Origin of the sequence: Mycobacterium saskatchewanense, from assembly GCF_010729105.1 — a bacterium.
In the GTDB taxonomy this organism is placed as follows: Bacteria; Actinomycetota; Actinomycetes; order Mycobacteriales; family Mycobacteriaceae; genus Mycobacterium; species Mycobacterium saskatchewanense.
The window spans coordinates 419492-446185 of record NZ_AP022573.1; the positions used below are offsets into that span (position 1 = coordinate 419492).

The following is a 26694-nucleotide window of genomic DNA, read 5'->3' on the forward strand; positions in this document are numbered from 1 at the left end:
TCCGCGCGGGGCGGGCCCGTCCGGGCCATGGTCGCCGGGTCCGCGTGGCCCACCGGGTCCGCCGGGTCCGCCCGGCGGCGGTCCGGCCGGCCCCCCCGGATCATGCGGTCCGGGGGCCAGCGGTGCGGATGCCGGATCGGCGTTTGCAACGCCGGCTCCCACACCCATGGCCGCGGCGCCAACCGCGCCGGCGAGTGTCAACCCGCCGACCAGTTGTTTCAGTTTCATCTGCTTGCCTGTCTGTTCGAGAATCCTTCGGGCCTCCGCCCCCAACGGACCTGACGCTATTGAACGTATGTATCGGTCAGCTCTCGATCGGATACGATCGCCACCTGTGGGACGACCGGATTTCGCCGTATCACGGCTGATAGGAGAGATTTCGGGGTGGGCCAGTCAATCGGTAGGCCTTAGTGGATTGTTCGACAATCGTTATGTAAGCAAACGAAAGATCGGGAGGATGCCGTCACTTCCCGGGCGGCCTTGGTTCTCCACTCGGCCCCGCGCATCGGCAACACGGACCGCCCCGTTAGGCACGCAGCTTCGCCAGCCGCCGCATCGGGCCGGCCAGTGAGCGGGCGTGCCGGGACATGCCCACCCACGGATCGGGTTGTCGTGTCAGACGTTTGGAGACGTCACGGACGGTGAAGCGGTCCGCCCGCAGGCCTGGGACGTCCAGTTCGTCCCACTCCAGCGGCGTCGCCACCGGGGCACCGGCCCGGGGCCGCACGGAGTAGGGCGCTACCGCCGTCTGCGCGTAGGCGTTTCGCATGACGTCGAGGTACACCCGGCCGCCCCGCTTCTGCTTGCGGACTTCGACGGTCCGGTGCACGGGGTCGTCGGCCGCCACCAGCTCCGCGACGTCGCGGGTGAACTGGCGGGCGGTGTCGAAGTCGGTGTCCGGGCGCACCGGCGCCACCACGTGCACCCCGCGGGACCCGGTCACCTGCACATAGGCGACAAGCCCGAGGTCTTGCAGCACTCCGGCCACCGTGCGGGCCGTCGCCCGCACCACCGCGAAGTCGGAGTCGGACGGGTCCAGGTCGAACACCAGCCGATCGGGGTGATTCAGCCCGTTTCGGCGGGACTGCCAGGCGTGCAAGGTGATGCAGTTCTGGTTGGCGAGCCAGCGCAACGCCTCCGGGCTTTCGGCCACCGGATGCACCACGGTGCCCTGTTCTTTGACGACCTCCACACGGCCCATCCAGTCCGGCAGCGAATCGGCGAAATCTTGTTGCAAGAAGCCTGGTTCGGCGATGCCGCGCGGGAATCGCTGCGCGTTGAGCGGCCGCCCCTTCAGGTGTGGGAGCATGGCGCCGGCCACTGCTGCGTAGTAGTCGACGAGGTCGCTCTTGGTGATGCCGTCGGCCGGAAACAACACCCGGTCCGGGTGGGTGACCTCGACCGCGGTCCGGCCCATCAGCGGGACTCCCGCACGACCTCGGCGGCGTCCTTGTCGGTGCGCAGCCCCAGATAGCGCGGGTGGCGCAGCTTCCCGTCGCGGGTCCACTCGGTGAAACCGATTTGGACCACCAGGTCCGGGCGCACCCAGTGGGCGCCCGGCGCGCGCCCGAGGCCGCGGGTGAACGGCGGGGTGTCCCGGGTGATCGTTGACAGCCGGTCGTGCAGACGGTGCAGCGTCGGCTCGTCGAAGCCGGTGCCGACCTTGCCCGCATACACCAGGTCGGGGCCGTCGTAATAACCGAGCAGTAGCGCCCCCAGCTCGACCCGGCTGCCTTTCGGGCTGGTGTAGCCCCCGACCACCAGCTCCTGGTCGCGGACGCACTTGAACTTCAGCCAATTCGGCGAGCGGCGACCGTCGTATGTGGAATCGGCGAGCTTGGCGATCACGCCCTCGTCGCCGCGTTCGCACGCGGCCCGGTAGGCCCCGAGACCGTCTGCGATGCGGTGCGGCGTGTAGCGAAGCGGGCCGCCGAATTCGATGGATCTACGCAACAACCGTTTTCGCCAGACCAGCGGCACGTCGACAGTTGACTTCCCGTCGACGTGCAGCAGGTCGAACAGGTAGTAGTAGACGCGAACCGGCGATGCCCGGGCCACCTGTGGGTCGGTGATGCCCAGCCGGCCCTGCAGCCGCTCGAAGCTCGTGCGGCGCCCGTCGAACGCCACCACTTCGCCGTCGACCACGAACCGCGTCGTGTGCTGGGTGCCGAGCGCGTCGACTAGCTCGGGATACGTGCCGTTGAGCGACAAGCGGTTTCGTGACAGCAGCCGCATCCGGTCGCCGTCACGGAAGGCCAGGCAGCGCATGCCGTCGAACTTGCGCTCGAAGATCCATTTCGGATCGGAGAACCGCTTGTCGGTGAGGGTGGCCAGCGTCGGGGCGGACCAGTCCGGGACGGGCTCGTCGCGCAACACCGCGCGGACCGGCGCGGGCAGACCGGTGAAGTCCATCATGACAATTCGTCCGGATCGATCGCAGGGTCGCTCGCGCCCATGGAGATAAGGTACCCGACGGGGCGGCGCCGTCCCGCGGACGACGGAGACCTATCGCTCGGACAAGAGGTACCGCTCCTGCACGGCATGGACGAGTTGACGCCGCACGCGCTCCACGTCGGCGGCGTGCCGCGCCATGACCTCGTCCTCCCAGGCCGCGACCTGCCTGGCGAAGTCCCGGTCGGCGATGGTGCCCTCCAACCAGCGGGAGAAGTCACCGCGATCGAGATGGTATTGCAGTGCTCGCTGATCGAGATGGCTTATGGCAGAGCGGAATTCGTCCATCGTTGCGGCGGGTCGCACGAATTGCCCGTCAACGCCGTGGAAATAGAATCGGCGTTCGTCGGGAAGGCGGACGTCGGCGTACTTCCGGCGGTGCCGCACGTGTTCGGTTTGGCGGTCGGCGACGGCGAAAGGGCGCGCCGGCCCGGAGCCCAGACGCATCACGGCCCGCCGCAGGGCGCCCATCTCGGTCCCGTTGTTGTCGTTTTCGTTGTCGGCCAATGTCAACGACACGTCGCTGCTGTCGATTTCGCCGGCGGGCAACGCGGCAGGGGCGAACGAGCACAACACGTAGCCGCCGCGCCGAGCCCAGTGCGCCTCCTCGTCGATGCCCAGGAGGTGCGCCTCGTCGTAGATGACCCAGTGCGGGAAGCCATGCTGCTCGCGGTGCGCCTCGGCCGTGGACCGCAGGCGGTGCAGGTATTCCATCTTGGTTGGGTCCGGCACCCCGGACAGGTCCACCACGAGGCTGGTGCGCGGATCCAGGTTGGTGACGAGCTCGGTCGGCTCGGGAAGGTGGTGGCCCCCGTCCACCACCCGCACGCCGTTGAGCTGCTGCAGCTGCACGTGGTCGCCTTCCGGGTCGATCACCAGCACGCAGTAGTGAGCCTGAATCCATCGCTCGGCCATCAGGCCAACCAGGTAGCTCTTCCCCGAACCCGCCGGGCCGGTGACGAGGATGCGGCCCTGGCTCCCCGGAATGCGGGCCGGTGATTGATCATCGAAGGTGCCTATGTCGACCCACCGCCGCCGTGGACAGAACCGTCGCGCTCCGGTGAGATACGGGCCGGTCAACAAGCCGGCCAGCCCGGTGCCGTCCGCGTCGTCGAGGACGAGATCGGCGTGCCGCAGCACCGATGGGACGGCATCGGAGACCGCCACGCCAACTTCGGCGACACCGAACATCGACAAGTCGTTCTCCGCATCGCCGACCGCCAGGGCGTTGTGCGGCGAGAGATTGACCTCGGATAGCACGGCGCGCAATCCGGTGCCCTTGGTGACGCCCGCCGGCAGCACCATGAGCGCATCCCGGTTCCGGATGATCTGGCAGTCCAGTCCCAGTTCGCCGATCAGGTCGACGACGATCGTGGCGTGCTCACCGTCAATCGCCACCAGCGCCTCGCCTCGGCGGAATGGCAACCGGCGCTCGAGGAGCGCATCGTCGAGGGCGCCGTCCACCGGCTCCGCCAGCACGCGCGCGCATCCCCTGATCACCATCACCGACCCGTTTTCGAGCACTACGGCGTCGAAGTAGTCGGCAATGCCCGGGAAATCGGCCTGCAGCTCCGCTTCGATGCGGCCCGTCACCAGGACGACCGTCAGCCCTTTGCGCCGAGCATCGGAGATGGCGTCCAGCGCCTCGTGCGACAGCCGATCCCGCGATGTCAATGTGCCGTCGAGATCGACAGCCACGACTTGGAAAAACGCCACAGAGAACGGCCTGTAGCGCGGTCAGCGGCTGGTGATGGCCGGCTGGGCGCAGACCGCTTTGACGAACTGGGCGATGGCGTGTTCCGGAAGATGACGTGCGATATCCGCTTCGGTGACTATGCCGACCAACCCGTGGTTGTCGATCACGGGCAGCCGGCGAACCTGATGCTCCTCCATGACGGTGAGCATCTCCTCGATGCCGGCACTCCCGTCGACGTGGTAGGCGCTGCCCTGTGCCAGTGCACCTGTGTGGACGGAATTCGGATCACGTTCGGCGGCAATGCATCTGACCACTATGTCGCGGTCGGTGATCATGCCGTGTAGGCGGTCGTCGTCGCCACAGATCGGCAGGGCGCCCACCCCGAGATCGCGCACCTGCCGGGCGGCGGCGGTCAGTGTTTCGTGTTCACCGATACAGGCAGCGCCGGCGTGCATGATGTCGCGCGCAGTGGTCATGCGTTTCTCCCTTGCCCAAATGCCGATGTGTCTCAGCCGAAACTAGGGCGGCGGCGTCCCGACCTGTAGGGCCGTTAGACCTTGGTTCCCGACGCCGAGCGTCGGCGCCCCGCGACCGTCCGTCGTGTCGTCGACCCTGGGGCCGGCCGGACGCATGCGGGGCGGATCGACTGGCACTCAGCCGCTGACGCCCCGCCACGACAGCGTCACACCTTCGCCCGCCAGCCACCGCGACAGGTCATAGCCGTTGCGGGCCAGGCCGTCCACGGCCGCCACCGCGCGCCGCACCGCCCGCTCGGCCACGTCCGGGGGCAGCAACCCGTGCCGAACGGCCTCGAGCAACTCGTCGATGTCGGTCAGCGCCGCTCTCGTGCCGGTGCGAACCTCGATGTCGAGGTAATGGTCCTCGGAGTGCCACGCGTCGGCGGCGGGGGTGAATTCTCCGACATCCAGGTAATAGTCGTGGTCGGGTTCGTGGCCGGGATTGAAGTGGAACACCGTGGCGCGCAGCCCGAGTGAGGGCAACAGCCACGACTCGAGGTAGTGGAACTGCGCCCGTCCCGGGGTCGGCCGGGCCATGTAGAGACCCCACGGCCGCCGCACGTACTCGTCGACGGCCCGCACGATGCCCTTCGGATCGGTGTTGGTGCGGGTCGTGAGATCGAACGTCTCGCGCTTGGGCGGGTGAATGCTGTCCCTCTTACCTACGCAACCGGATCTTCCACCGCACGAAGCCGGCATAGAGCAGCGACAGGGCGGCGAGCATGCCCATGTCCAGCAGCCAGGTCTTGGACGTGTGCTCCCAGAATCGGTCCTGGGATACCAGCGAACCCGGCACCAGGTTGCGCAGGTCGACCGTCGAGGCCGCCGCCGCGTAGCCCCACCGCGCCGGCATCTCGAAAGACAGTTGGTCGAGCCCGAGGCGGCCGGTCACCGGCACCATCCCGCCGCACAGCACGAGCTGCGCCATGACAGTCACCACGAACAGCGGCATGATCTGCTCACTGGACCGCACCAGCGACGAAATCGCCAGTCCGAGAATGGCCGAGGCGACGCAGGTCGCCGCGACGGTGGCGAACAGTTCGGCGGTCGCGCCGACAGTCGAGTGACCCAGCAGGACGCCGCCCCGCGTAGGCGCGCTCTTGCCGATCACCACGATCGCCGTGACGATCGCCGACTGCACGACGGCAAAGCCGCAGAAGACCGCGGTCTTCGCCAGCAGGTACGCCGTGGTAGACAGCCCGACCGCCTGCTCGCGCTGGAAGATCGCACGTTCGCCGACCAGGTCGCGGATCGTCAGCGCCGTCCCCATGAAGGCGGCCGCCGGCATCAACAGCGCGAGTATCTGGGCGGCTTCGTCCGGGGTGCCGGCGTTCGGGCCGGGAGCGTGGAATCCGTTGCTGCCCGGAACCGTCAGCGACAGCGAGCCCAGGATGAACGGCAACAGCGCCAGGAAGATGAAGTAGGCCCGGTCGGCGATCACCAGGCGGACCTGCCGCCGCGCGATGGTCGAGATCTGCCGCCGCACACTGGTGTGCACCGGTTCTCCCAGGTCCTCCGCCGCGTCGGCCCTCGCCGGCGCCCGTTTCTGGGACCGCTCCTGAGCCTCCGTCTGGGCCAGGAAGCGCCGGTTGGCTTCCTCGGGGTCGGCGCCGACGTTGGTGAAGATCTTGGCCCAGTTGGTGGTGCCCATCGCCTCGCCGATCTGGTCGGGAGAGCCGCAGTAGGCGATCTTGCCGCCGGGGGCCATCAGCAGCACCTGGTCGCAGACGTCGAGGTAGGACAGCGAGTGGGTCACGACGAGCACGACGCGGCCGGCGTCGGCCAGCTGGCGCAGCATCGTCATGACCTGCAGGTCCAGCGCCGGGTCCAGGCCGGACGTCGGCTCGTCGAGGATCAACAACGAAGGGCCGGTGAGCAATTCGAGCGCGACGGAAGCGCGTTTGCGTTGACCGCCGGACAACTTGTCCACCCGGGTCTCGGCGTGCTTGGTCAGGTCGAGTTCTTCGAGCACCCTGGCGACCACCTTGGCGCGGTCGGCCTTGCCGGTGTCCGGCGGCAACCGCAGTTCGGCCGCATAACCGAGGGCCTGATTCACGGTCAACTGCCGATGCACGACGTCGTCCTGCGGCACCATGCCGATCCTGCTGCGCAGCGACGCATACTCGGAGTGGACGTCGTGGCCCTCGAAGCTGACCGATCCGGACGTCGGGCGGGCGTAGCCGGCGATCAACCGGGCCAGCGTGCTCTTCCCGGCGCCCGAGCCGCCGATCACCGCGGTGAGGGTGCCGGGCCTGGCGGTCAGCGAGATGTTGTCGAGCAGCTGTTTGCCGTTGTCGACGACGTACTTGACGTTGCGCACCTCCAGACCGCCGCTGCGCGTTGCGGCTTCGCTGCGCTGGATCAGGGTGCCGTTGCGGAACACCAGGTCGACGTTGCCGATGGTGACGACGTCGTCCTCGGACAGGATCGCCGATCCCACCCTGGTGCCGTTGACGAATGTGCCATTGACGCTTTTGTCCCGGATCTCGGTGCCGAGCCGCGTCGGCACCAACGTCGCGTGCTCGCGCGAGGCCAACACGTCGGACACGACGATGTCATTGTCGGCGGCGCGGCCGATCGTGACGGCGCCGGCTTGATCGGTTGGCGCCGCCCGGGGTGAGAGGAATTTCACCATTCTGGTCGCGAGGTTCGACACGTCGGCCGTCTTGGCGTCGATGACGGTGAACTCGGCGGCCGGCGTGGGGTCCGGGGTGTCGCTTGCCTCGGACGCTGCCGCATATGACCTCGCCGCCTGGTCCGCGTTGACCACGGTCAGCTGGTCGGGCGGTGTCTCGGACGGCATTGGCGTCGATGACGTCGGCGCTCGGCGTGGCGGCGGCGCCGGCCGTGGCGGCGGAACCGGCTGCCGCGGCGGCGCACTTGGTGGCCGCCCGGGCTGGTTGTCCGGCCGGCCGCGTGGCGCAGCGCGCGGCGGCGCCCCGTGCGGCCCGTTGCGGGCGGGGCCGGGGGCCCGGCCGCCGGGCCGGCCCCGCCCCGGCATCGGGGGCTGCGTGGGATTGGTTTGCTCGGGCGGCGCGGACCAGGACTGGGTGGGCGGCCCGGAGTCGTGGGTCAACCGGGTCTGGCGCGGGCGGCTGATCGGGCCCTGCGGCGGACCGATCGCGAAGGTCAGCCGCGGTCCCTGCGGGTTTCCGACGTGGATGCTCTGGCCATCATGGATGTCGATGACGGGCATCCGATATCCGTTCAGGTAGGTCCCGTTCAGTGAGCCGTTGTCGATTGCCAGCCATCGGCCCTGGTCGAATCGCACCAGCAGGTGCGCCCGCGAGATTCGCGGGTCGGCGACTCGCACGTCGGCGTGCACGTCGCGCCCGATGACGACCTCGTACCCGGCCGCGAAGGAACGTTGGGACCCGTCGTACCGAACTGTCAGGACAGGCGGGGCGGGTCGATTCACCCTTCGATTATCGGTCCGCGCGGCGAGTGCTCCCCATGGGACCCGCCTGTGATTTGGTTTTATCTCGATTTGGCGACTCATAGCTATCTCATAGCTCGCGGAGACCAATTGCCTACGGCCATCCGGCATCATTCGAACGTGGGGCTGCCGGCACACGTGCGGCCGGACGCGCGGTCCGCGTCCACGCCGGCCGCCGGCGTCGAGACGAAGGGGTGGGCCCCGATCCGCACGCGGTCGGGTGCGGCGATGCTTGACGGGTAGAGCCGGGAGAGGAGGGGACGACCATCGATGGATGACCACAAGGGGACTACGCGGCGCCTGGACGCCGGACGGCGACTGCTGAGCAACCCGCGGCAGGCCCGTGAGGCGTTACGCGCGGGCTTCCAGTCGTTGCCCTCGGCGACGGTCGCGCATCTCTTCCGTCGTGTGCCCCCGGTGAGCTCTATCCCGGCCGCGGAGCCGGAGGCGCCGCACCCGCAGGGCGACGTGAGTGGGTCCCGGCTCGCGGTGGCCAACGGCGCGCCGTTCGCGGGCTACACAATCTTGCGGCAGCTGGGCGCAGGCGGGATGGCCGAGGTGTACCTCGCTCTGCATCCCAGGTTGCCCCGTCGCGACGTCATCAAGGTGCTCGCCGAGGCCGTCACGGCGGACCGAGAGTTCCGCGAAAGGTTCAACCGGGAGGCCGATCTCGCCGCGACGCTGTGGCACCCGCACATCGTCGGCGTCCACGATCGCGGCGAGTTCAACGGTCAGCTCTGGATCTCCATGGACTACGTCGAGGGCACCGACGCCGCCCGGCTGGTGAAGGAGCGCTTTCAGGACGGGATGGCGATCGAGGACGTCTGTGCCATCCTCCAGGCGGTTGCCGGCGCGCTCGACTACGCCCACGATCGCGGCCTGCTGCACCGCGACGTCAAGCCCGCCAACATCCTGCTCACCCACCCAGAAGACGGTGAGCGCCGAATCGTGTTGGCGGACTTCGGTGTCGCGCGCCACCTCGGCGACATCAGTGGAATCACCGAGACCAACGTCGCCGTGGGAACTGTGGCCTACGCCGCGCCGGAACAGCTGACGGGCGGCAAGATCGACGGGCGGGCGGACCAATATGCTTTGGCCGCAACGGCTTTCCACCTTCTCACCGGTGCACCACCGTTCCAGCACTCCAACCCAATCGCCGTGATCAGCCAGCACCTGCACGAGGACCCGCCGCTGCTCAGCGACTTCCGCCCGGAGTTGGCGGACCTCGACGACGTGTTCGCCAAGGCCCTGGCCAAGCAGCCCGAGGACAGGTTCGAACGGTGCCGGGCCTTCGCCGCCGCGTTCAACGAACGCGTCGAGGCAATGGGCGACGTCGAACCAGACGCCGAGGCAGCCGTTGTCGCGGCGCCGAGGTCGCGCGGTGCCCTCTCCGCTTTGAGCCGCCGCTTCTCGTCGCGGGCGCGGTGGGCCGCGGCGCTGGTGTGCGCGGTGCTCATCGCGGTGGCCACGACGTGGTCGCTGTTGTACTCCTTCCAGCCCGACGGCTCGCCGAGCAATCCCGCGCTCGCCTCGAAGCCGTCCGTCCCGGCGCCCAGCGCCGCCGTGCGATCTGGGGGCCCGGCGCTGAACGGCACCTACCAGTTGACGTACGACCGCAGCAAGCAGACCGCCAACGGCATCCCGATCCGGCACGACGGAATCAAGAGCGATTGGTGGGCCTTCCGCTCCGTCTGCACCACGACCAATGGTTGTGCCGCGACGGCGGTCCAACTCGACGACGGCAACCACCAGGTGGCCAGCACCGCCGACGGCGGGCACACCGACACGCTGAGATTCGTCGGCGGCTACTGGCAGGGCACGCCTCAGCAGCAGCGGGTGGGCTGCACGCAGCCGAACGGGCAGGTTCAGGCGACCCAGCAGGAGACCATCGCATGGTCGCTGGCCCCGCAGTCCGACGGCACGCTGCGCGGCACAGTCACCGAGACCGTGCTGAGCAACGAGTGCGGCGCGCAGGGCGCGGTGGTTCGAGTTCCGGTGGTCGCCACCCGCGCGGGTGATGTGCCCGCGGGCCTGAAGATGGCCGACCCCGCCCAGGCGATCGCGACGACCAACCCGCCGACGACTCCGGGTTCGCCGCCCGTCCTCGGCGGCCTGTGCAGCGACATCGACAAGCTGTCCTACGACCCGACCAACAACGAGCAGATCGTCTGCGAGGGCAACAGCTGGGCCCGCGCGCCCATCACCACCGGGGTGCACGCGTCCGGCAGCTCGTGCGACCGGCCCGGGCTTCCGGTGTTCGCCATGTCGACGTCGAACGACGGGCACCTGCTCGAATGCGATCCCGTCACCCGGACCTGGACGCGCCCGGCGGGCTAGGGGCTTTCCTTCCTGCGGGGCTCTTCGCGTGTTCCCCCCGCGAGCGTGCGTGTCCGCACGGCGGCACGCCGCTGGCCGCGTACATTTGCGCACGCTCGCGGGCGGTCGGTGGGACCGCTGCGCTCCACCGACCGGCCCGGAAGCACTTGTCGGTGAGTCGCTCTACCCTGGTGCCATGGCTTTCGCCACCGAACATCCAGTGCTCGCGCATTCGGAATACCGCGCGGTCGACGAGGTCGTGCGCGCGGGCGGCCGCTTCGAGGTCGTCAGCCCGTACCCGCCCGCCGGCGACCAGCCCGCGGCCATCGACGAACTCGAGCGTCGGATCAAGGCGGGGGAGCGAGACGTCGTGCTGCTCGGCGCTACGGGCACCGGGAAGTCGGCGACCACCGCGTGGCTCATCGAACGGCTGCAGCGGCCCACGCTGGTGATGGCGCCGAACAAGACGCTGGCCGCCCAGCTGGCGAACGAGCTGCGGGAGATGTTGCCGCACAACGCCGTCGAGTACTTCGTGTCGTATTACGACTACTACCAGCCCGAGGCCTACATCGCGCAGACCGACACCTACATCGAGAAGGACAGCTCGATCAACGACGACGTCGAGCGGCTGCGGCATTCGGCGACGTCGGCCCTGCTGTCGAGGCGAGACGTGGTGGTGGTGGCCTCGGTGTCGTGCATCTACGGCCTGGGCACGCCGCAGTCGTACCTCGACCGCTCCGTCGAACTGCAGGTGGGTGCAGAGGTGCCCCGGGACGGGCTGCTGCGCCTGCTGGTCGACGTCCAGTACACCCGCAACGACCTGTCCTTCACCCGCGGCTCGTTCCGGGTGCGCGGCGACACCGTGGAGATCATTCCGTCCTACGAGGAGCTGGCGGTTCGCATCGAGTTCTTCGGTGACGAGGTCGAGGCGCTCTACTACCTGCACCCGCTGACCGGCGAAGTGATCCGTCAGGTCGACTCGCTGCGTATTTTCCCGGCTACCCACTACGTTGCCGGTCCCGAGCGGATGGCGCACGCGATCTCGACCATCGAGGAGGAGCTCGCCGAGCGGCTCGCCGAATTCGAGAGCCAGGGCAAGCTCCTGGAGGCCCAGCGGCTGCGGATGCGCACCAACTACGACATCGAGATGATGCGCCAGGTCGGCTTCTGCTCGGGCATCGAGAACTACTCGCGGCACATCGACGGGCGGGGCCCGGGCTCGCCCCCGGCAACGCTGCTGGACTACTTCCCGGAGGACTTCCTGCTGGTCATCGACGAGTCGCACGTGACCGTGCCCCAGATCGGCGGCATGTACGAGGGCGACATGTCCCGCAAGCGCAACCTGGTGGAGTACGGGTTTCGGCTGCCGTCGGCGTGCGACAACCGCCCGCTGACGTGGGAGGAGTTCGCCGACCGGATCGGGCAGACGGTGTATCTGTCGGCCACTCCCGGCCCCTACGAGCTCAGTCAGTCCGCCGGCGAGTTCGTCGAGCAGGTGATCCGCCCGACCGGCCTGGTCGACCCGAAGGTGGTGGTCAAGCCGACGAAGGGACAGATCGACGACCTGATCGGCGAGATCCGCAAGCGGACCGAGGCCGACGAGCGGGTGCTGGTGACCACCCTGACCAAGAAGATGGCCGAGGACCTCACCGACTACCTACTGGAGATGGGCATCCGGGTGCGCTACCTGCACTCCGAGGTCGACACCCTGCGCCGGGTGGAATTGCTGCGCCAGCTGCGGCTGGGGGAGTACGACGTGCTGGTCGGCATCAACCTGCTGCGCGAGGGCCTCGACCTGCCGGAGGTGTCGCTGGTGGCGATCCTCGACGCCGACAAGGAGGGCTTCCTGCGGTCGACGCGCAGCCTCATCCAGACCATCGGCCGCGCCGCCCGCAATGTCTCCGGCGAGGTGCACATGTACGCCGACACGATGACCGACTCGATGAAGGAGGCCATCGACGAGACCGAGCGGCGCCGGGCCAAGCAGGTCGCCTACAACGAGGCCCACGGCATCGACCCGCAGCCGCTCCGCAAGAAGATCGCCGACATCCTCGACCAGGTCTACCGCGAGGCCGACGACACGGAGACCGTCGGGATCGGCGGGTCCGGCCGCAACGCGTCCCGCGGGCGCCGCGCCCAGGGAGAGCCCGGCCGCGCGGTCAGCGCGGGGGTCTTCGAGGGCCGCGACACGGCGAGCATGCCGCGCGCCGAGTTGGCCGACCTGATCAAGGACCTCACCGAGCAGATGATGACCGCCGCCAGGGACCTCCAGTTCGAGCTCGCCGCCCGGTTCCGCGACGAGATCGCCGACCTGAAGAAGGAACTGCGCGGGATGGACGCGGCCGGCCTCAAGTGACGCATCCGTCCGGTAGTTGGCGTGAGCTGCTCGACGGCAGGTATCTGGGAACTTCGGTCGTGCTGGCCGGTGGGGTCGCGCTGTATGCCACCAACGAGTTCCTGACCAGCAGCCTGCTCCCTAATACCGTCGCCGAGATCGGCGGCAGCCGCCTCTACGCCTGGGTGACCACCCTGTACCTCGTCGGGTCGGTGGTGGCGGCGACGTTGGTCAATCCGGTCCTGCTGCGCGTCGGGGCGCGATCGTCATACCTGGCGGGGTTGGCGCTCTTCGGGCTGTCCAGCCTGTTGTGCGGGGCGGCGCCCACCATGGAGGTCCTGATCGCGGGACGCACCCTCCAGGGCGTGGCGGGCGGGCTCCTCGCCGGCCTCGGGTACGCCGTGATCAATGCCGCCCTGCCGCGCGCGCTGTGGACGCGCGGCTCGGCGGTGGTGTCGGCGATGTGGGGCGTCGCCACCGTGGTCGGCCCCGCGACGGGCGGCTTGTTCGCCGAGTTCGGCCTGTGGCGCTGGGCCTTCGGCGTGATGACCCTGCTGGCGGCGGCGATGGCCCTGCTGGTTCCGGTCGCGCTGCCCGCCGGCCAGGGCGACCCGACCGCCGCGGCCCCCGCCCGCAAAGTGCCGGTGCTGTCATTGGTGCTGGTCGGCGCCGCGGCGCTGGCCATCAGCGCCGCCCAGGTGCCGCACGCCACCGCCGCGACCGCCGGCCTCCTGGCCGTCGGTGTGGCGCTGGTCGGGCTGTTCGTGGCGGTCGACTGGCGGACGCGCGCCGAGGTATTGCCGCCTAGCGTCTTCAACCGCGGCCCCTTGAAGTGGATCTACCTCACCCTCGGGGTGCTGATGGCCGGGGCGATGGTGGACATCTACGTGCCGCTGTTCGGCCAGGAGTTGGCGCACCTGACGCCGGTCGGGGCCGGGTTCCTGGGCGCGGCGGTAGCGATCGGCTGGACGGTCAGCGAGATCGTGAGCGCTTCGCTGGAGAACCCGCGCACCGTCGGGCGGGTCATCGCGGCGGCGCCGCTGGTGGTGGCGTCGGGGCTGGCCCTCGGAGCCCTCACGCAGCGCGACAACGCCTCGGCGTGGACCGTCGCGCTATGGGCGCTGGCCCTGCTGGTCGACGGGATCGGCATCGGGATGGCGTGGCCCCACTTGTCGGCGCGCGCGATGGGTTCCGTCGACGACCCCGACGAGGGCGGTGCCGCCGCGGCGGCCATCAATACCGTGCAGCTGATCTCCGCGGCCTTCGGCGCCGGGCTGGCGGGGGTCGTCGTCAACACGGCCCATGGCGGTGACGCGGTGGCGGCCCGCTGGCTGTTCACCGTGTTCAGCGCGTTGACCGCCGCGGGAGCGGTCGCCAGCTACCTTGCGACCCGCGGCAGCGGCCGGGCGGAGCGCGTCGACATGCCGCTGAATCAGTCGGAGTCGTCCTCGGCGTGAATGACCGCCACCACCCCGTCGACATCGGAGAAGATGTCCTTCGCGTTGGCGATTTTTTGCCCGGAGAGCGTCATCGTCACCGCGACTTCACCGTTGTCGATGTCGTGGGGATCGGCATCGAGCTCGGTGAGCTGCCAGTCTCGTTGCCCACAGAGGCGGAGCACTTCGCGCAGCACCCCGCGTCCGTTGGTGTAAATGATCTGCAGCCGGACGGTGCCGCGCAGCCGGGCCGTCAGCTGGCGTTCGACCCCGTTGAAGGCGAGCGCACTGACGAAGTGCAGCGCCACGACGGCGGCGCCGAGCAGGAGCAGACCGGCGCCGGCCGCCATGCCGATCGCGGCGGATTCCCAAACGGCCGCCGCGGTCGTCAGGCCATGCACCGCGCCGCGCCGGGTGATGATGATCCCCGCTCCCAGAAAGCCGATGCCGGAGACGATCTGGGCCGCGACCCGGGAGGGGTCCAGCACGATCCGTCCGGGCGCCAGGACGTCGTCGAAGCCGTACTTGCTGATCAGCATGATCAGCGCGGCCGCGGTGCCGACGATGGTCTGGGTGCGCAGGCCTGCACTCTTGCCCTGGATGGTCCGTTCCAGGCCGATGAGCGCCGTCAACCCAAATGCGGCGAACAGCTTGACGACGTGGCGCAGGCCCTGCACGTCGCCGCCGAACAGCGGGTTGGCCAGCCAGGTGTGCATGCCCTCAATTACCCCCCAGTCGACATTTCACGCGCCCATTACCGCGTCGATCTGACCACTTGCGAGTAGTGGAATTGCCACCGCTCGACAATGTGGAACCCGAGATAGCCCGGGAATCGGTAGGCGGGCGATCGTCCGAAGACCCCAGGATTCAGCGATTGTCCGGTCTGATGATCCGGTAGCGATTTGTCCTTGTCGGTGATGGTCCAGATGGTCGGGCACTTGTTGATCCTGGCGGTCGTCAGCCAGACGGCGACGTGGCCGTCCCATAGCGTGCCGACCTTGGGCCCGTAGGCGCCTCGCTCCACGTCGATCAGCGCCCGGAACGCGGCCGGCCGGGTCGCCAGCAGGGCTCGGATCGGGCCCGGCCGCCACGGCACGGTGTTGTCCACCATCAAGCAGTCGCCGGGTGCGGCGTGCGAGCCGATCAGGTCGGCCACCTGGCTGTAGTCCCAGCCCTCCTTGGCGTACGGCCAGCGCTGCGTGAACAGGTAGTTCGGCAGCGCGGCCGCCGCGCACGCGACGACGAGGCCGGCGATCAGCCACGGCTTGCGGGCGACCGTCACGATCGACACGGCCAGGACGATGGCCGCGGCCGGGGCGGTGAAGATCAGGTAGCGCGGATAGTAGATCGGTTCGTCGATCGCGGAGTAGATGACGACGAGGGCGGTCGGGACGACGATCCACGCGACGCAGACGACGAGCAGGCGGCGCATGTCGCCCTCGGGGGCCGGCGCTCCGGCGAGCCGCGCGACGACCGCGGCGGCGACGACGACGCCCGCGAGCACGGCGAACGGAATGCTGTGGTCGAAGTACTGGCGTTGGATGATGTCGAACGCGTAATGCCAGCTGACCGGATAGATCCAGTTCACCTGCCATACCTGGCCATGCGCGAACATGATGAACGGCGTCATGATCCCGATGGCGACGGCGGACGCGGCAACCCACCGAACGATCGCGGACTTACGGATGCCGTTGGGCGCCAACAGCGGAACCATCACGGCATAGACGGGCACCAGCAGGATCGAGTTGATGTTCAGCAAAATCGTGAGCGCGAAGGCGAGCGCGTAACACACCCACGGCCGGGCCCTGTTGCTCCGGAGGGCGGCGAGCAGCAACACGGTCAGCCAGATGGTCGCGGCCGCCGCGAAGGCGTACGACCGCGCTTCCATGCCCGCCCAGGTGGTCCGGGGCAGGATGGCGAACACCACTCCCGCACACACGGCCGTCACGCGGGTCGAGAAGAGCTTGGTGAACACGGTGACGCCGGCGGCGGCGATACCGATCGCCAGGGCGCTGGGCAGCCGGGACCAGAACTCGGTGGGGGGGAAGATCGCGAACCAGCCGTGCATCACCAGGTAGTAGAGGCCGTGGACGGCGTCGATGTGGCTGAGCAGGTGCCACAGCTCGGGCAGGGTGCGGCTGGCCGAGGCGGAGATCGTCGCACCCTCGTCGAACCAGAGCGACGGCCGGCAGGCCCACGCCGCGCTGACGACGGCGGCGAGGGCGCCGATCGCCCACGGGTCGAGCCTGCTGCCGCGCGGGCGCGCGGGCGCGGGCTCGCCGACCTCGGCGGTAGCGAGCTGCTCAACGGTGGTGGGCATGATGCCTGTCACTGTAGGGCCGCGCCGACGGATCCGGTCACGCCGGCGTTACTGTGGTTACCCGCCAATATCCGTCCAATTCTTTTCGGCCGCACAACCGCAATTCGCGAAAATGGCGGTCAAACAACAGTTTCCGCGTTCGGGGCGAGCGTTCGGGTATTTTGCCATCGCGATAATTGTCCGTCGCTGCACCGCGGCTCCGCAAATGCAGAACGCTCCGCGCCACGCTGTGTCCGCCAGCTACTCCTCAGTGTCCGGCAAACGCGATACTGTCTTGGGTTGGCTGACCAACCGAAACTGGGAGGGTAAATGGGCGCCTATCGGACGGTGGTGGTAGGGACCGATGGCTCGGACTCGTCGATGCGCGCAGTGGACAAGGCGGCTCAGATCGCCGGAGCGGACGCCAAGCTGATCGTCGCGTCGGCGTATCTGCCGCAGCACGAGGACACCCGGGCCGCCGACGCGCTGGGTTCGGAAAGCTACAAAGTCTCGGGCACCGCGCCCATCTACGCGATCCTGCAAGACGCCAAGGACCGGGCCCACGCTGCGGGCGCCAAGAACATCGAAGAGCGGCCCATCGTCGGCGCTCCGGTCGACGCCCTCGTGAACCTGGCCGAGGAGGTCAAGGCCGACCTGCTGGTGGTCGGCAACGTCGGTCTGAGCACGATCGCGGGCCGGCTGCTCGGGTCGGTGCCGGCCAACGTCTCACGCCGCGCCAAGGTCGACGTGCTGATCGTGCACACCACCAATTAGTGCCGCTACCAGCCTCGTTCTCGCCACTCGGCCAGATGTGGGCGTTCTCGGCCCAACACGGTGTCGTCCCCGTGGCCGGGATAGATGACGGTGTCGTCCCCATAGACGTCGAAAACCCGCGCGGTGACGTCGTCGAGCAGCTGAGCGAAATCACCCGGCTGCCATGTCTTGCCGACGCCTCCCGGAAAGAGGCAGTCGCCCGTGAAGAGCTGGGTGACCCCGCCGGTCGCCGGTCCATCGAGCGCCAGCGCGATCGATCCGGGCGTGTGCCCCCGCAGGTGGATGACGTCGAAGGCCAGCTCGCCGATCCGCACCGTGTCGCCGCCCGCCAGCAAACGGTCGGGCTTGACCGGCAGCGGCTCGGCGTCGATCTCGCTGGCGGCGGTCGGCGCCCCGGTGGCGGCGGCGACGGCCTCGAGCGCCTGCCAGTGGTCGAAGTGCTGGTGGGTGGTCACGATGAGCGACAGCTTCGGCGCGAAGCGTCGCACCAGGTCGATGAGGAGGTCGGCGTCGTTGGCGGCGTCGATCAGCAGGGTGTCACCCGTGGCCGAGCACGTCACCAGGTAGGCGTTATTGTCCATCGGTCCCACCGAAACCTTTAGGATCGTTGCGCCGGGTAGGGTCCGGCGGGCCGCGGTACCAGGGTCGACGTGTCCGGTGTAGTCGTCGCTTGGCTCGATGGGGGACGCGTCCGAGGCAGTCATGTGCGCCACGTTACTGGTCCGGAAAAACTTGTCGGTATGGGCACATAGCATGGAATGCGCCGAGCGCAGTATCCGCTTTATGCACCGGCGAAGCATCCACTTGAGAGGGACAGCGTGGCCGACCGCCTGATCGTCAAAGGCGCCCGTGAGCACAATCTGCGGGGCGTCGACCTGGACCTGCCGCGCGACTCCCTGATCGTCTTCACCGGGCTCTCCGGGTCGGGCAAGTCGTCACTGGCCTTCGACACCATCTTCGCCGAGGGGCAGCGCCGGTACGTGGAGTCCTTGTCGGCCTACGCCCGCCAATTCCTCGGGCAGATGGACAAGCCGGATGTGGACTTCATCGAGGGCCTTTCTCCGGCGGTGTCGATCGACCAGAAGTCGACCAACCGCAACCCGCGGTCGACGGTCGGGACGATCACCGAGGTCTACGACTACCTGAGGCTGCTGTACGCCCGCGCGGGCTCGCCGCACTGCCCGGTCTGCGGCGAGCGGATCGCGCGTCAGACCCCCCAGCAAATCGTCGACCAGGTGCTGGCGATGCCGGAGGGCACCCGGTTTTTGGTGCTCGCCCCCGTGGTGCGCACCCGCAAGGGGGAGTTCGCCGACCTCTTCGAGAAGCTGAACGCGCAGGGTTACAGCCGGGTGCGGGTCGACGGCGTGGTGCACCCGCTGACCGAGCCGCCGAAGCTGAAAAAGCAGGAGAAGCACGACATCGAGGTCGTGGTGGACCGCCTCACGGTCAAGGCCTCCGCCAAGCAGCGGCTCACCGATTCGGTGGAGACCGCGCTCAGCCTGGCCGACGGCATCGTGGTGCTCGAGTTCGTCGACCACGAGCACGACGCGCACAACCGCGAGCAGCGGTTCTCCGAGAAGTTGGCCTGCCCCAACGGGCACGCGCTGGCGGTCGACGACCTGGAGCCGCGGTCGTTCTCCTTCAACTCGCCCTACGGCGCCTGCCCCGAGTGCAGCGGCCTGGGGATCCGCAAGGAGGTCGACCCCGACCTCGTCGTGCCCGACCCGGACCGGACGCTCGCCGAGGGCGCGGTGGCGCCCTGGTCGACGGGACACACCGCGGAGTACTTCACCCGGATGATGGCGGGGCTCGGCGACGAGCTGGGTTTCGACGTCAACACGCCGTGGCGCAAGCTGCCGGCCAAGGCCCGCAAGGCGATCCTCGAAGGCTCGGACCATCAGGTCCACGTGCGCTACCGCAACCGCTACGGCCGGACCCGTTCGTATTACGCCGATTTCGAGGGTGTGCTGGCGTTTCTGCAGCGCAAGATGTCCCAGACCGAGTCCGAGCAGATGAAGGAGCGCTACGAGGGCTTCATGCGGGACGTGCCCTGCCCGGTGTGCGAGGGCACGAGGCTCAAGCCGGAGATCCTGGCGGTCACGCTGACTGCGGGGGAGCGCGGCGCGAAGTCCATCGCCGAGGTGTGCGAACTGTCCATCAACGACTGCGCCGACTTCCTCAACGCGCTCACTCTGGGTCCGCGCGAGAAGGCGATCGCCGGGCAGGTGCTCAAGGAGATCCAGTCGCGGCTGGGCTTTCTGCTCGATGTCGGCCTCGAATACCTGTCGCTGTCCCGGGCCGCGGCGACGTTGTCCGGCGGTGAGGCGCAGCGCATCCGGCTGGCCACCCAGATCGGGTCTGGTCTGGTGGGCGTCCTCTATGTGCTCGACGAGCCGTCGATCGGCCTGCATCAGCGCGACAACCGCCGCCTCATCGAAACCCTCACCCGGCTAAGGGATTTGGGCAACACTCTGATCGTCGTCGAGCACGACGAGGACACCATCGCGCACGCCGACTGGGTCGTCGATATCGGCCCCCGGGCGGGCGAGCACGGCGGCCACATCGTGCACAGCGGCACCTATCGGGAACTGCTGGAGAACAAGGAGTCGCTCACGGGCGCCTACCTGTCGGGCCGCGAGCGCATCGATGTTCCGGCGATCCGGCGCCCCGTCGACCGCAAGCGCCAACTCACCGTCGTCGACGCGCGCGAGCACAACCTGCGGGGCATCGACGTGTCGTTCCCCCTGGGGGTACTGACCTCGGTGACGGGTGTGTCGGGCTCCGGTAAATCCACACTGGTCAACGACATCCTGGCCGCGGTGCTGGCCAACCGGCTCAACGGCGCCCGGCAGGTCCCGGGGCGCCACACTCGGGTCACCGGGCTCGACCACCTGGACAAGCTGGTGCGCGTCGACCAGTCGCCGATCGGCCGTACTCCGCGTTCGAACCCGGCCACGTACACCGGTGTGTTCGACAAGATCCGGACCCTGTTCGCGGCCACCACAGAGGCGAAGGTCCGTGGCTACCAACCCGGTCGGTTCTCTTTCAACGTCAAGGGCGGCCGCTGCGAGGCGTGCACGGGCGACGGCACCATCAAGATCGAGATGAACTTCCTGCCCGATGTGTATGTGCCGTGCGAGGTGTGCCACGGCGCCCGCTACAACCGGGAAACCCTCGAGGTGCATTACAAGGGCAAGACCATCGCCGAGGTGCTCGACATGTCGATCGAGGAGGCGGCGGAATTCTTCGAACCGATCACCGGGATTCACCGCTATCTGCGCACCTTGGTGGACGTAGGCCTGGGGTACGTCCGGCTCGGTCAGCCCGCGCCGACGCTGTCCGGTGGCGAGGCGCAGCGGGTGAAGCTGGCCGCGGAACTGCAGAAGCGGTCGACCGGGCGGACCATCTACATCCTCGACGAACCCACCACCGGTCTGCACTTCGACGACATCCGCAAGCTGTTGAACGTCATCAACGGGCTTGTCGACAAAGGGAACACGGTCATCGTCATCGAACACAACCTGGATGTGATCAAGACGTCGGACTGGATCGTCGACATGGGTCCGGAGGGTGGCGCCGGCGGCGGAACCGTTGTCGCCCAGGGCACTCCGGAAGAGATCGCGGCGGTGCCGGAAAGCTACACGGGCAAGTTCCTCGCCGAGGTGGTCGCCCGTTCCGGGTCCCCATCCGGTGCGCCGTCCCGGCCCAGCCGTCGCCGCAAAGTCACCGCCTGAGCGCGTCGATTCCGCGCCGAGCGCGTCGAGTCTGCGCTCCGCGTGTCATTTTCTGCCTTTCACGTTGTGGCCGCAGAATCGATGGCGAGATCACACGTCAGACGTCAGACCCACGAGCTCGACGATTCGCACGGGTCACCGCTCGTCAGAGCGCATGGCCTCGCGAATCTGCGCCAACCGCTCGGCCGCGGCTCGTTGCCGATCTTCGTACTCTTTCTCGACGGACCGGCCCTCCGGCGACTCGGCGTCGAGTTCGCCCCCACCCTGAGCCGTCGCGTAGCGGGTCTCGATCTTCTCGCGGACCGAGTCGAAGGTCGGCACGCCGGCGCTGTCGTACCCGGGGTCGGATTCGGTCGGTTCGTCGGGCATAGCCGACACGCTACTGCCCACCGCGCTCCAGATACGGCACCATCAGTGGTTCCCGTTCTGCGAACCGATCAGTGCCGAGGCGACAAGGCGGCTGCTGGCCGAGGTTCCGTTCCCGTCAGGATCGAACCGACGGCGCCATGACGCGCGGGCTACTTCCCGGCAGGGCTGGAATGCTCGGCCCGCACCACGACGGATCCCGAGGACGGGGCGGGGGGCGCCGCCGGCGGCAACGGGATCCGGGTGACCCCCGGGGTGCCCAACCGGCCCGCCAGCCACGGCAGCGAGGCGGCGAAGGCCCGGTCGGCGAACGGCCAGTCGTGCTTGCCCGGCTGGGCGACGACCGCGCAGTCGATCCCGTTGGCCCGGCCCAGCGAGCACAGTGAATACGCGGCCGCAGTCTGGTTGCTGGGGTTGGCGGCGGCCTCGCGCCCGGCCAGACGCACGGCGCCGCTGTCACCCATAGCGAAGTCGCGGCGCGGCGGCGGGGGGCCGTCGGACGAGATGGCGAACCAGCCCGCCACGTCGTCGTAGGTGCCGTGCCGGGCGATGACCGTGGATGGGTCGAACGCGGCCCACGCAGCGGCGTTGCCGCCGAACAGCCTGACGATGGTCTGCGCCTTCGTTCCCGCGTTGGGGTAGAAGTCGCCGGCCACGTCGACGAATGCGCTGAACATGTCGGGATGCATGACGGTCAGGTCGAGGGCGCACGTTCCGCCCATGGACCAGCCCGCAATTCCCCAGCTGGCCCGGTTCGGGCTGACGCCGAAGGTCGAAACCATGAAGGGGACAACGTCCTCGGTGAGGTGATCGGCGGCGTTGCCCCGCACGCCGTTGACGCACTCGGTGTCGTTGTTGAACGCGCCACCGGAGTCGACGAACACCAAAACGGGCGCCTTGCCGTCGTGCGTGGCCGCGAAATCGTCGATCGTCTTGACTGCGTTGCCCGCGCGCGTCCAGTCCGCCGGCGTGTTGAACTGCCCGCCGATCATCATCACCGTCGGCAACCGCGGCGGCGGGTTGCTCGTGAACCATTCGGGCGGCAGGTACACGAGCTCCCCGCGATGTTTGAAATGCGAGGCATCGGAGGGGATCACCACCGGCACCACGCTGCCGTGCGGCGGCCGGGCGCCCTTGGCGGACATCGCGGTGACGGTCGCCTGGTCGGTCTGATCCGGCAGTGGACCGGAGGTGAGCTGGCTCCACGCCGCCTGCACGGTGGGGAAGTAACCCACCCAGAGATTGAGCACCAGTGCGGTGCTCAGCAGGCAGAGCGGCACGGCGAGCAGGGCGGCGCCGCGCCGCCAGGTGCGGGCGCTGCGCCAGCCGAGGACGAGCACGGCCGACGCCGCGCCCGTCAACGCGATCCACAGCCACAGCGTGGGCGGCGCCGGCTCGTCGGAGAGCCCCCGATCGACGATGTACCAGTGCGTCGCGTATGCCGCAGAGCCGCCGACCAACGCGGCCGCGGGCAGCCACACCGTCCGCCAGCGCCGCGACCGCCGGCCGACCGCCAGGAGCACTGCGACGGCGGCAACGATCTGGACAGTGTTGGGCACCCAGCCATGCATCAGCGAGGTGTGACTACTAGCCAGCACGTCGGAGGCGGTCACGCGATCAATTGTGATCTATCGTTAACCGCTCTGGAACATATTCACCGAATGTTCGCCGCGGCTCCCGAGGCCGGCGATGCCTCCGCTAGTGGGGCTTGGCCAGCGGGAATGGCAGCGTCTCGCGGATGCTGCGTCCGGTTATGAGCATGACGAGCCGATCTATGCCCATCCCGAGCCCTCCCGTCGGCGGCATCGCGTATTCCATCGCCTGGAGGAAATCCTCGTCGAGTTCCATCGCTTCCGGATCGCCGCCCGCCGCCAGCAGCGACTGTTGCTGCAACCGCCGCCGCTGCTCCACCGGATCGGTGAGCTCGCTGTAGGCGGTACCCAGCTCGACGCCCCAGGCCACCAGGTCCCACCGCTCGGCGACACCGCGGATGCTGCGGTGGGGGCGCGTCAGCGGCGATACGGACGTCGGGAAGTCGATGTAGAACGTCGGTCGCTCGGTGCGGTCCTCGACCAGGTGCTCGTACAGCTCGAGGACCACCGCACCGGCGTCCCAGTGCGCGCGGTAGGGAATGTGGGCGGCGTCGGACAGCTTGCGCAGCGCGGACAGCGGCGTGTCGGGGTCGATGCGTTCCCCCAGCGCCTCGGAGACGGCGTCGTGCACGGTTTTCACGGGCCATTCCCCGGAGATGTCAACCGGTTCGAGGCGCGAGTCGTCGGAGCGGGGTCGCAGCACGGTCTGCTGACCGTGCGCGGCCTGCGCGGCGTTCTGGATGAGCTCGCGGCAGCCGTCGATCCACACCCTGTAATCGGCGTGCGCCTGGTACGCCTCCAGGAGCGTGAATTCGGGGTTGTGGCTGAAGTCCACCCCCTCATTGCGGAACGCCCGGCCCAGTTCGAACACCCGCTCCACGCCGCCCACGCACAACCGCTTGAGATACAACTCGGGTGCGATCCGCAGAAACAGGTCCATGTCGTAGGCGTTGATGTGCGTGACGAACGGGCGGGCCGTGGCACCGCCGTGGATTTGCTGCAGCATCGGCGTTTCGACCTCGATGAACCCCTTGGCGAACAGCGTTTCCCGGACCGACCGCAGCACGCCGCTGCGGGCCTTGAGGAGATCGCGCGACTCGGTATTGACCGCGAGGTCGACATAGCGGGTTCGCACCCGGGCCTCGGGGTCGGTCAGTCCCTTCCACTTATTCGGCAACGGCCGCAGGCACTTACCGATCATTCGCCATTCGGCCACGATCAACGAGCGCGTCCCATTCTTGGAGAAGCCCATCTGCCCGGTCAGCTCGACCAGGTCGCCGAGATCGATGGCCGCGGTGAAATCGGCGGTGCAGCCCTTCTCCAGCCGCGAATTGTCCAGCAGCACTTGCATGTCACCGGACCAGTCGCGCAATTGCGCGAACAGCACCCCGCCGTAGTCGCGAATCCGTAGGACGCGGCCGGCCACCGAGACGTTGTCCCGGTCGTCGGCGTCAAGCGCCCCGGCGACGGTGTGGCTGGGCGGGGAACCGACCGGATACGCGTCGATGCCCCTGCGCTGCAATCCCTTCAGCTTGGCCAGGCGCACGCGCACCTGCTCGGGGAGGCGGGATCGCGCCTCTTCCCGTTCGGCCGTGTCGCGCCGTTGCTGCAGCTCGCTCACGTCGGGCGCGGACCCGTCGGGGTGCAGCAACCCCGACTCGGCGAGCCTGGCCGGGACCGCGGGGTGGTGCCCGGTGTGCGTCTTGCGCCGGCTGAAGGGGAACACGAGGAATCCCTCGGCGAGGGCCGACGCGACACCCACGCGGGGGATCAGCCGGGCGTCCTCGTAGCAGGCGTACCGAGGCACCCAGTCGGGCTGGTACTTCATGTTCGACCGGTACAGCGTCTCGAGCTGCCACCACCGCGAGAAAAACAGCAGGAACCCCCGCCACAACCGGGCGACCGGGCCGGCGCCGAGCTGGGCGCCCTGTTCGAACGCGGACCGGAACATGGCGAAGTTCAGCGAAATTCTTGTGATGCCAAGGGCTTCTGCGTTGAGCGCGAGGTCACTGACCATCAGCTCGATGGTGCCGTTGGGGGACTGCGGGGAGCGGCGCATCAGGTCCAGGGAGACGCCGGTGGTCCCCCACGGGACCAGCGACAGCATGGCGACGACTTCACCGCCGCGGTCCAGCGCCTCTACGAGCAGGCAGTCGCCGTCGGCGGGATCGCCGAGCCGGCCGAGCGCCATGGAAAAACCGCGCTCGGTCTGGGTGTCGCGCCAGGCGTCGGCGCGTGTGATGGTGTCGCTCATCTCCTCCGCGGAGATGTCACGGTGCCGCCGAATGCGCACCGTGAGGCCGGCCCTGCGGGCTCGCGTGACGGCCTGACGCACCCCGCGCATGTCGGGGCCGGACAGCTTGAAATCGGCGGTGCGCAGGATCGCCTCGTCGCCCAGCTCCAAGGCGTTCAGACCGCCCTCGCGATAGGCCTGAGCGCCCTGCGAGCTGGCGCCCATGACGCCGGGCGCCCAACCGTAGGTTTGACACAGCGCCAACCACGCGTCGATGGCCTGTGGCCACGCCCGCGGGTCGCCCACCGGGTCCCCGCTGGCGAGGCAGACGCCGACCTCGACCCGGTAGGTGATGGCTGCGCGGCCGCTGTGGGCGAAGACCACCGACTTGTCGCGGCGGGTGGCGAAGTATCCGAGGGAGTCGTTCTTGCCCCACAGCTCGAGCAGCCCGCGGATGGCGGACTCGTCCTCGCCCGTCAGGGCGTTGTCGGCGCGTTGCGACTGGAACAGCACGATCGTCGCCGCGATCAGCGCGAGAGCGCCGAACAGACCGAAGAACGCGTTGAGGATGAGGTGCGGTTTGCCGGTGAAGGCGTCCGGATCGACGATCGAGAACCCGACGACCCGGTTGACCACGTACCAGAAGCGGGAGTCCGGCGCCAGGGTGCCCGGGGACATCTCGACCAGAGCCCAGGACACCAGAATCCCGATGACGTCGCCGACCACCAGCACCGCCGCCGCTTTGAACAGAGCGCCCTTGCGGACCTTCGCCCAGAACTCCCGGTAGGACAGGACCAGCAGCACGATCGCGACGACGTGCACGGCGAAACCGAGGTTTTCGCCGAAGGTCTCCGCCGCGGTGTTGTCGCCCGCGGCGATGTCGGCGGCGTTCAGGATGGCGGCCAGGATCATGTTGCCCAGCAACAGCAGCCAGGCAATGCGCTTGCGGGCCGTCAGGGCCGCGGCCAGCAGCGCCAACACGAACGACCACGCGATGCTGGTGTCCGGGAAGTTGAACAGGTAGTCGTTGATGAACTCCCGCGGAACCTTGATCAGCCAGCGGACCAGGGGCGACACGCTGGCGACGAGCGACAGGGTGGCGATGACGCCGACGGTCCAGCCGGCCGCCGCCGGCACCCAGCGGAACCGGGACCGGGACCGGATGCCCGGGCGATGTGAAGCGAGAGTCACAGACCGCGAGGATATGCCTTCAACCCGTGAAATTCCTGACGACAGGGCGAGAGTCGCGAAGAGCCGTCGAACTGATTTGCCGAGCAGGCGGGTGCGGGGGCGGGTCGCCGAAGTGCGGAAAGACCCCTCACGCCTGCTAAACTGTTGGCCGCGACCATCCCGGCGAAGGCCAGGAATAGTTAAGTGGAGTCCCACTCCCACCGCTAGCCACGATCAACTCACGGCGAAACGGTCCGGTCACGGGCGTCATGCACGCCTGTTCCGCGGCAAGCGCGGGCGGCCTGAGATTTCTCTCGTGGCCGCGATCGGTCGGCATT

At 68.6% G+C, this 26694-nt stretch carries 17 protein-coding genes; 5 read left to right on the forward strand and 12 right to left on the reverse strand.

Translation table 11 applies throughout. The annotated features are described in order from the left end of the window. Positions 1-526: 526 nt before the first annotated feature. From ligD (G6N56_RS01975) to G6N56_RS02000, 6 genes are all read right to left on the reverse strand, one after another. Complete coding sequence (gene ligD / locus G6N56_RS01975; protein WP_085253786.1) at positions 527-1417, reverse strand: non-homologous end-joining DNA ligase; 891 nt, start codon at positions 1415-1417, stop codon at positions 527-529. Then, positions 1417-2415, reverse strand: coding sequence for a non-homologous end-joining DNA ligase (gene ligD / locus G6N56_RS01980; RefSeq protein WP_085253787.1), 999 nt, complete (start codon positions 2413-2415; stop codon positions 1417-1419). The genes ligD (G6N56_RS01975) and ligD (G6N56_RS01980) overlap by 1 nt, the downstream gene beginning before the upstream one ends. A gap of 90 nt (positions 2416-2505) precedes the next feature. Further along, positions 2506-4149, reverse strand: a complete 1644-nt coding sequence (locus G6N56_RS01985) for an HAD hydrolase family protein (protein WP_232069188.1) — start codon at positions 4147-4149, stop codon at positions 2506-2508. Between the two features lie 39 nt (positions 4150-4188). Further along, entirely contained in the window at positions 4189-4623 is a 435-nt protein-coding gene (locus tag G6N56_RS01990) for a CBS domain-containing protein (RefSeq protein WP_085253789.1), read from the reverse strand. Positions 4624-4800: 177 nt separating this feature from the next. Then, positions 4801-5247, reverse strand: coding sequence for a DUF402 domain-containing protein (locus tag G6N56_RS01995; RefSeq protein ID WP_085253790.1), 447 nt, complete (start codon positions 5245-5247; stop codon positions 4801-4803). Positions 5248-5323: 76 nt separating this feature from the next. Then, entirely contained in the window at positions 5324-8083 is a 2760-nt protein-coding gene (locus G6N56_RS02000) for an ATP-binding cassette domain-containing protein (RefSeq protein WP_232069189.1), read from the reverse strand. 288 nt (positions 8084-8371) lie between these two features. Here G6N56_RS02000 and G6N56_RS02005 point away from each other — a divergent pair, with 288 nt between their 5' ends. The 3 genes from G6N56_RS02005 to G6N56_RS02015 all read left to right on the forward strand — a co-directional run bounded on the left by G6N56_RS02005 (position 8372) and on the right by G6N56_RS02015 (position 14209). Further along, positions 8372-10438, forward strand: coding sequence for a serine/threonine-protein kinase (locus G6N56_RS02005; RefSeq protein WP_085253792.1), 2067 nt, complete (start codon positions 8372-8374; stop codon positions 10436-10438). A 175-nt stretch (positions 10439-10613) separates the two neighbouring features. After that, positions 10614-12773, forward strand: coding sequence for an excinuclease ABC subunit UvrB (gene uvrB / locus G6N56_RS02010; RefSeq protein WP_085253793.1), 2160 nt, complete (start codon positions 10614-10616; stop codon positions 12771-12773). Then, positions 12770-14209, forward strand: a complete 1440-nt coding sequence (locus G6N56_RS02015; protein ID WP_180150460.1) for an MFS transporter — start codon at positions 12770-12772, stop codon at positions 14207-14209. The genes uvrB and G6N56_RS02015 overlap by 4 nt, the downstream gene beginning before the upstream one ends. Here G6N56_RS02015 and G6N56_RS02020 read toward each other — a convergent pair. Beyond that, the gene (locus G6N56_RS02020; RefSeq protein ID WP_085253794.1) at positions 14185-14904 is read right to left on the reverse strand and encodes an MgtC/SapB family protein; all 720 of its coding nucleotides are present in this window, start codon (positions 14902-14904) and stop codon (positions 14185-14187) included. The two genes, G6N56_RS02015 and G6N56_RS02020, sit on opposite strands and share 25 nt — an antisense overlap. Positions 14905-14942: 38 nt before the next feature. Further along, positions 14943-16508 carry a mannosyltransferase gene (locus G6N56_RS02025; protein WP_085253795.1) on the reverse strand — a complete coding sequence of 522 codons (1566 nt, stop codon included), beginning with the start codon at positions 16506-16508 and terminating at the stop codon, positions 14943-14945. 309 nt (positions 16509-16817) lie between these two features. Between G6N56_RS02025 and G6N56_RS02030 the strand changes: the two genes are divergently transcribed. Further along, complete coding sequence (locus tag G6N56_RS02030; RefSeq protein ID WP_085253796.1) at positions 16818-17261, forward strand: universal stress protein; 444 nt, start codon at positions 16818-16820, stop codon at positions 17259-17261. Between the two features lie 5 nt (positions 17262-17266). On the opposite strand, the gene G6N56_RS02035 is transcribed toward G6N56_RS02030, so the two are convergent. Beyond that, complete coding sequence (locus tag G6N56_RS02035; RefSeq protein WP_085253797.1) at positions 17267-17965, reverse strand: MBL fold metallo-hydrolase; 699 nt, start codon at positions 17963-17965, stop codon at positions 17267-17269. A 114-nt stretch (positions 17966-18079) separates the two neighbouring features. On the opposite strand from G6N56_RS02035, the gene uvrA reads away from it, so the two are divergent. Beyond that, on the forward strand, positions 18080-20995 hold the full coding sequence (gene uvrA / locus G6N56_RS02040) for an excinuclease ABC subunit UvrA (RefSeq protein ID WP_085253798.1): 2916 nt from the start codon (positions 18080-18082) through the stop codon (positions 20993-20995). Positions 20996-21130: 135 nt separating this feature from the next. On the opposite strand, the gene G6N56_RS02045 is transcribed toward uvrA, so the two are convergent. The 3 genes from G6N56_RS02045 to lysX all read right to left on the reverse strand — a co-directional run bounded on the left by G6N56_RS02045 (position 21131) and on the right by lysX (position 26377). Then, positions 21131-21364, reverse strand: a complete 234-nt coding sequence (locus G6N56_RS02045) for a hypothetical protein (protein ID WP_085253799.1) — start codon at positions 21362-21364, stop codon at positions 21131-21133. Between the two features lie 149 nt (positions 21365-21513). Then, entirely contained in the window at positions 21514-22932 is a 1419-nt protein-coding gene (locus G6N56_RS02050) for an alpha/beta hydrolase (RefSeq protein ID WP_085253820.1), read from the reverse strand. Between the two features lie 127 nt (positions 22933-23059). Further along, positions 23060-26377 (reverse strand): bifunctional lysylphosphatidylglycerol synthetase/lysine--tRNA ligase LysX, encoded by a 3318-nt coding sequence (gene lysX / locus G6N56_RS02055; RefSeq protein WP_264019393.1) that lies wholly within the window; start codon positions 26375-26377, stop codon positions 23060-23062. Between the last annotated feature and the right edge of the window lie 317 nt (positions 26378-26694).

What these genes read in the sequence shown, in the direction of transcription:
- ligD (WP_085253786.1), bottom strand. Translation starts at nt 1,417, where the DNA reads ATGGGCCGGACCGCGGTCGAGGTCACCCACCCGGACCGGGTGTTGTTT.
- ligD (WP_085253787.1), bottom strand. Translation starts at nt 2,415, where the DNA reads ATGATGGACTTCACCGGTCTGCCCGCGCCGGTCCGCGCGGTGTTGCGC.
- G6N56_RS01990 (WP_085253789.1), bottom strand. Translation starts at nt 4,623, where the DNA reads ATGACCACTGCGCGCGACATCATGCACGCCGGCGCTGCCTGTATCGGT.
- G6N56_RS02005 (WP_085253792.1), top strand. Translation starts at nt 8,372, where the DNA reads ATGGATGACCACAAGGGGACTACGCGGCGCCTGGACGCCGGACGGCGA.
- uvrB (WP_085253793.1), top strand. Translation starts at nt 10,614, where the DNA reads ATGGCTTTCGCCACCGAACATCCAGTGCTCGCGCATTCGGAATACCGC.
- G6N56_RS02020 (WP_085253794.1), bottom strand. Translation starts at nt 14,904, where the DNA reads ATGCACACCTGGCTGGCCAACCCGCTGTTCGGCGGCGACGTGCAGGGC.
- G6N56_RS02025 (WP_085253795.1), bottom strand. Translation starts at nt 16,508, where the DNA reads ATGCCCACCACCGTTGAGCAGCTCGCTACCGCCGAGGTCGGCGAGCCC.
- G6N56_RS02030 (WP_085253796.1), top strand. Translation starts at nt 16,818, where the DNA reads ATGGGCGCCTATCGGACGGTGGTGGTAGGGACCGATGGCTCGGACTCG.
- G6N56_RS02035 (WP_085253797.1), bottom strand. Translation starts at nt 17,965, where the DNA reads ATGACTGCCTCGGACGCGTCCCCCATCGAGCCAAGCGACGACTACACC.
- G6N56_RS02045 (WP_085253799.1), bottom strand. Translation starts at nt 21,364, where the DNA reads ATGCCCGACGAACCGACCGAATCCGACCCCGGGTACGACAGCGCCGGC.
- G6N56_RS02050 (WP_085253820.1), bottom strand. Translation starts at nt 22,932, where the DNA reads ATGCATGGCTGGGTGCCCAACACTGTCCAGATCGTTGCCGCCGTCGCA.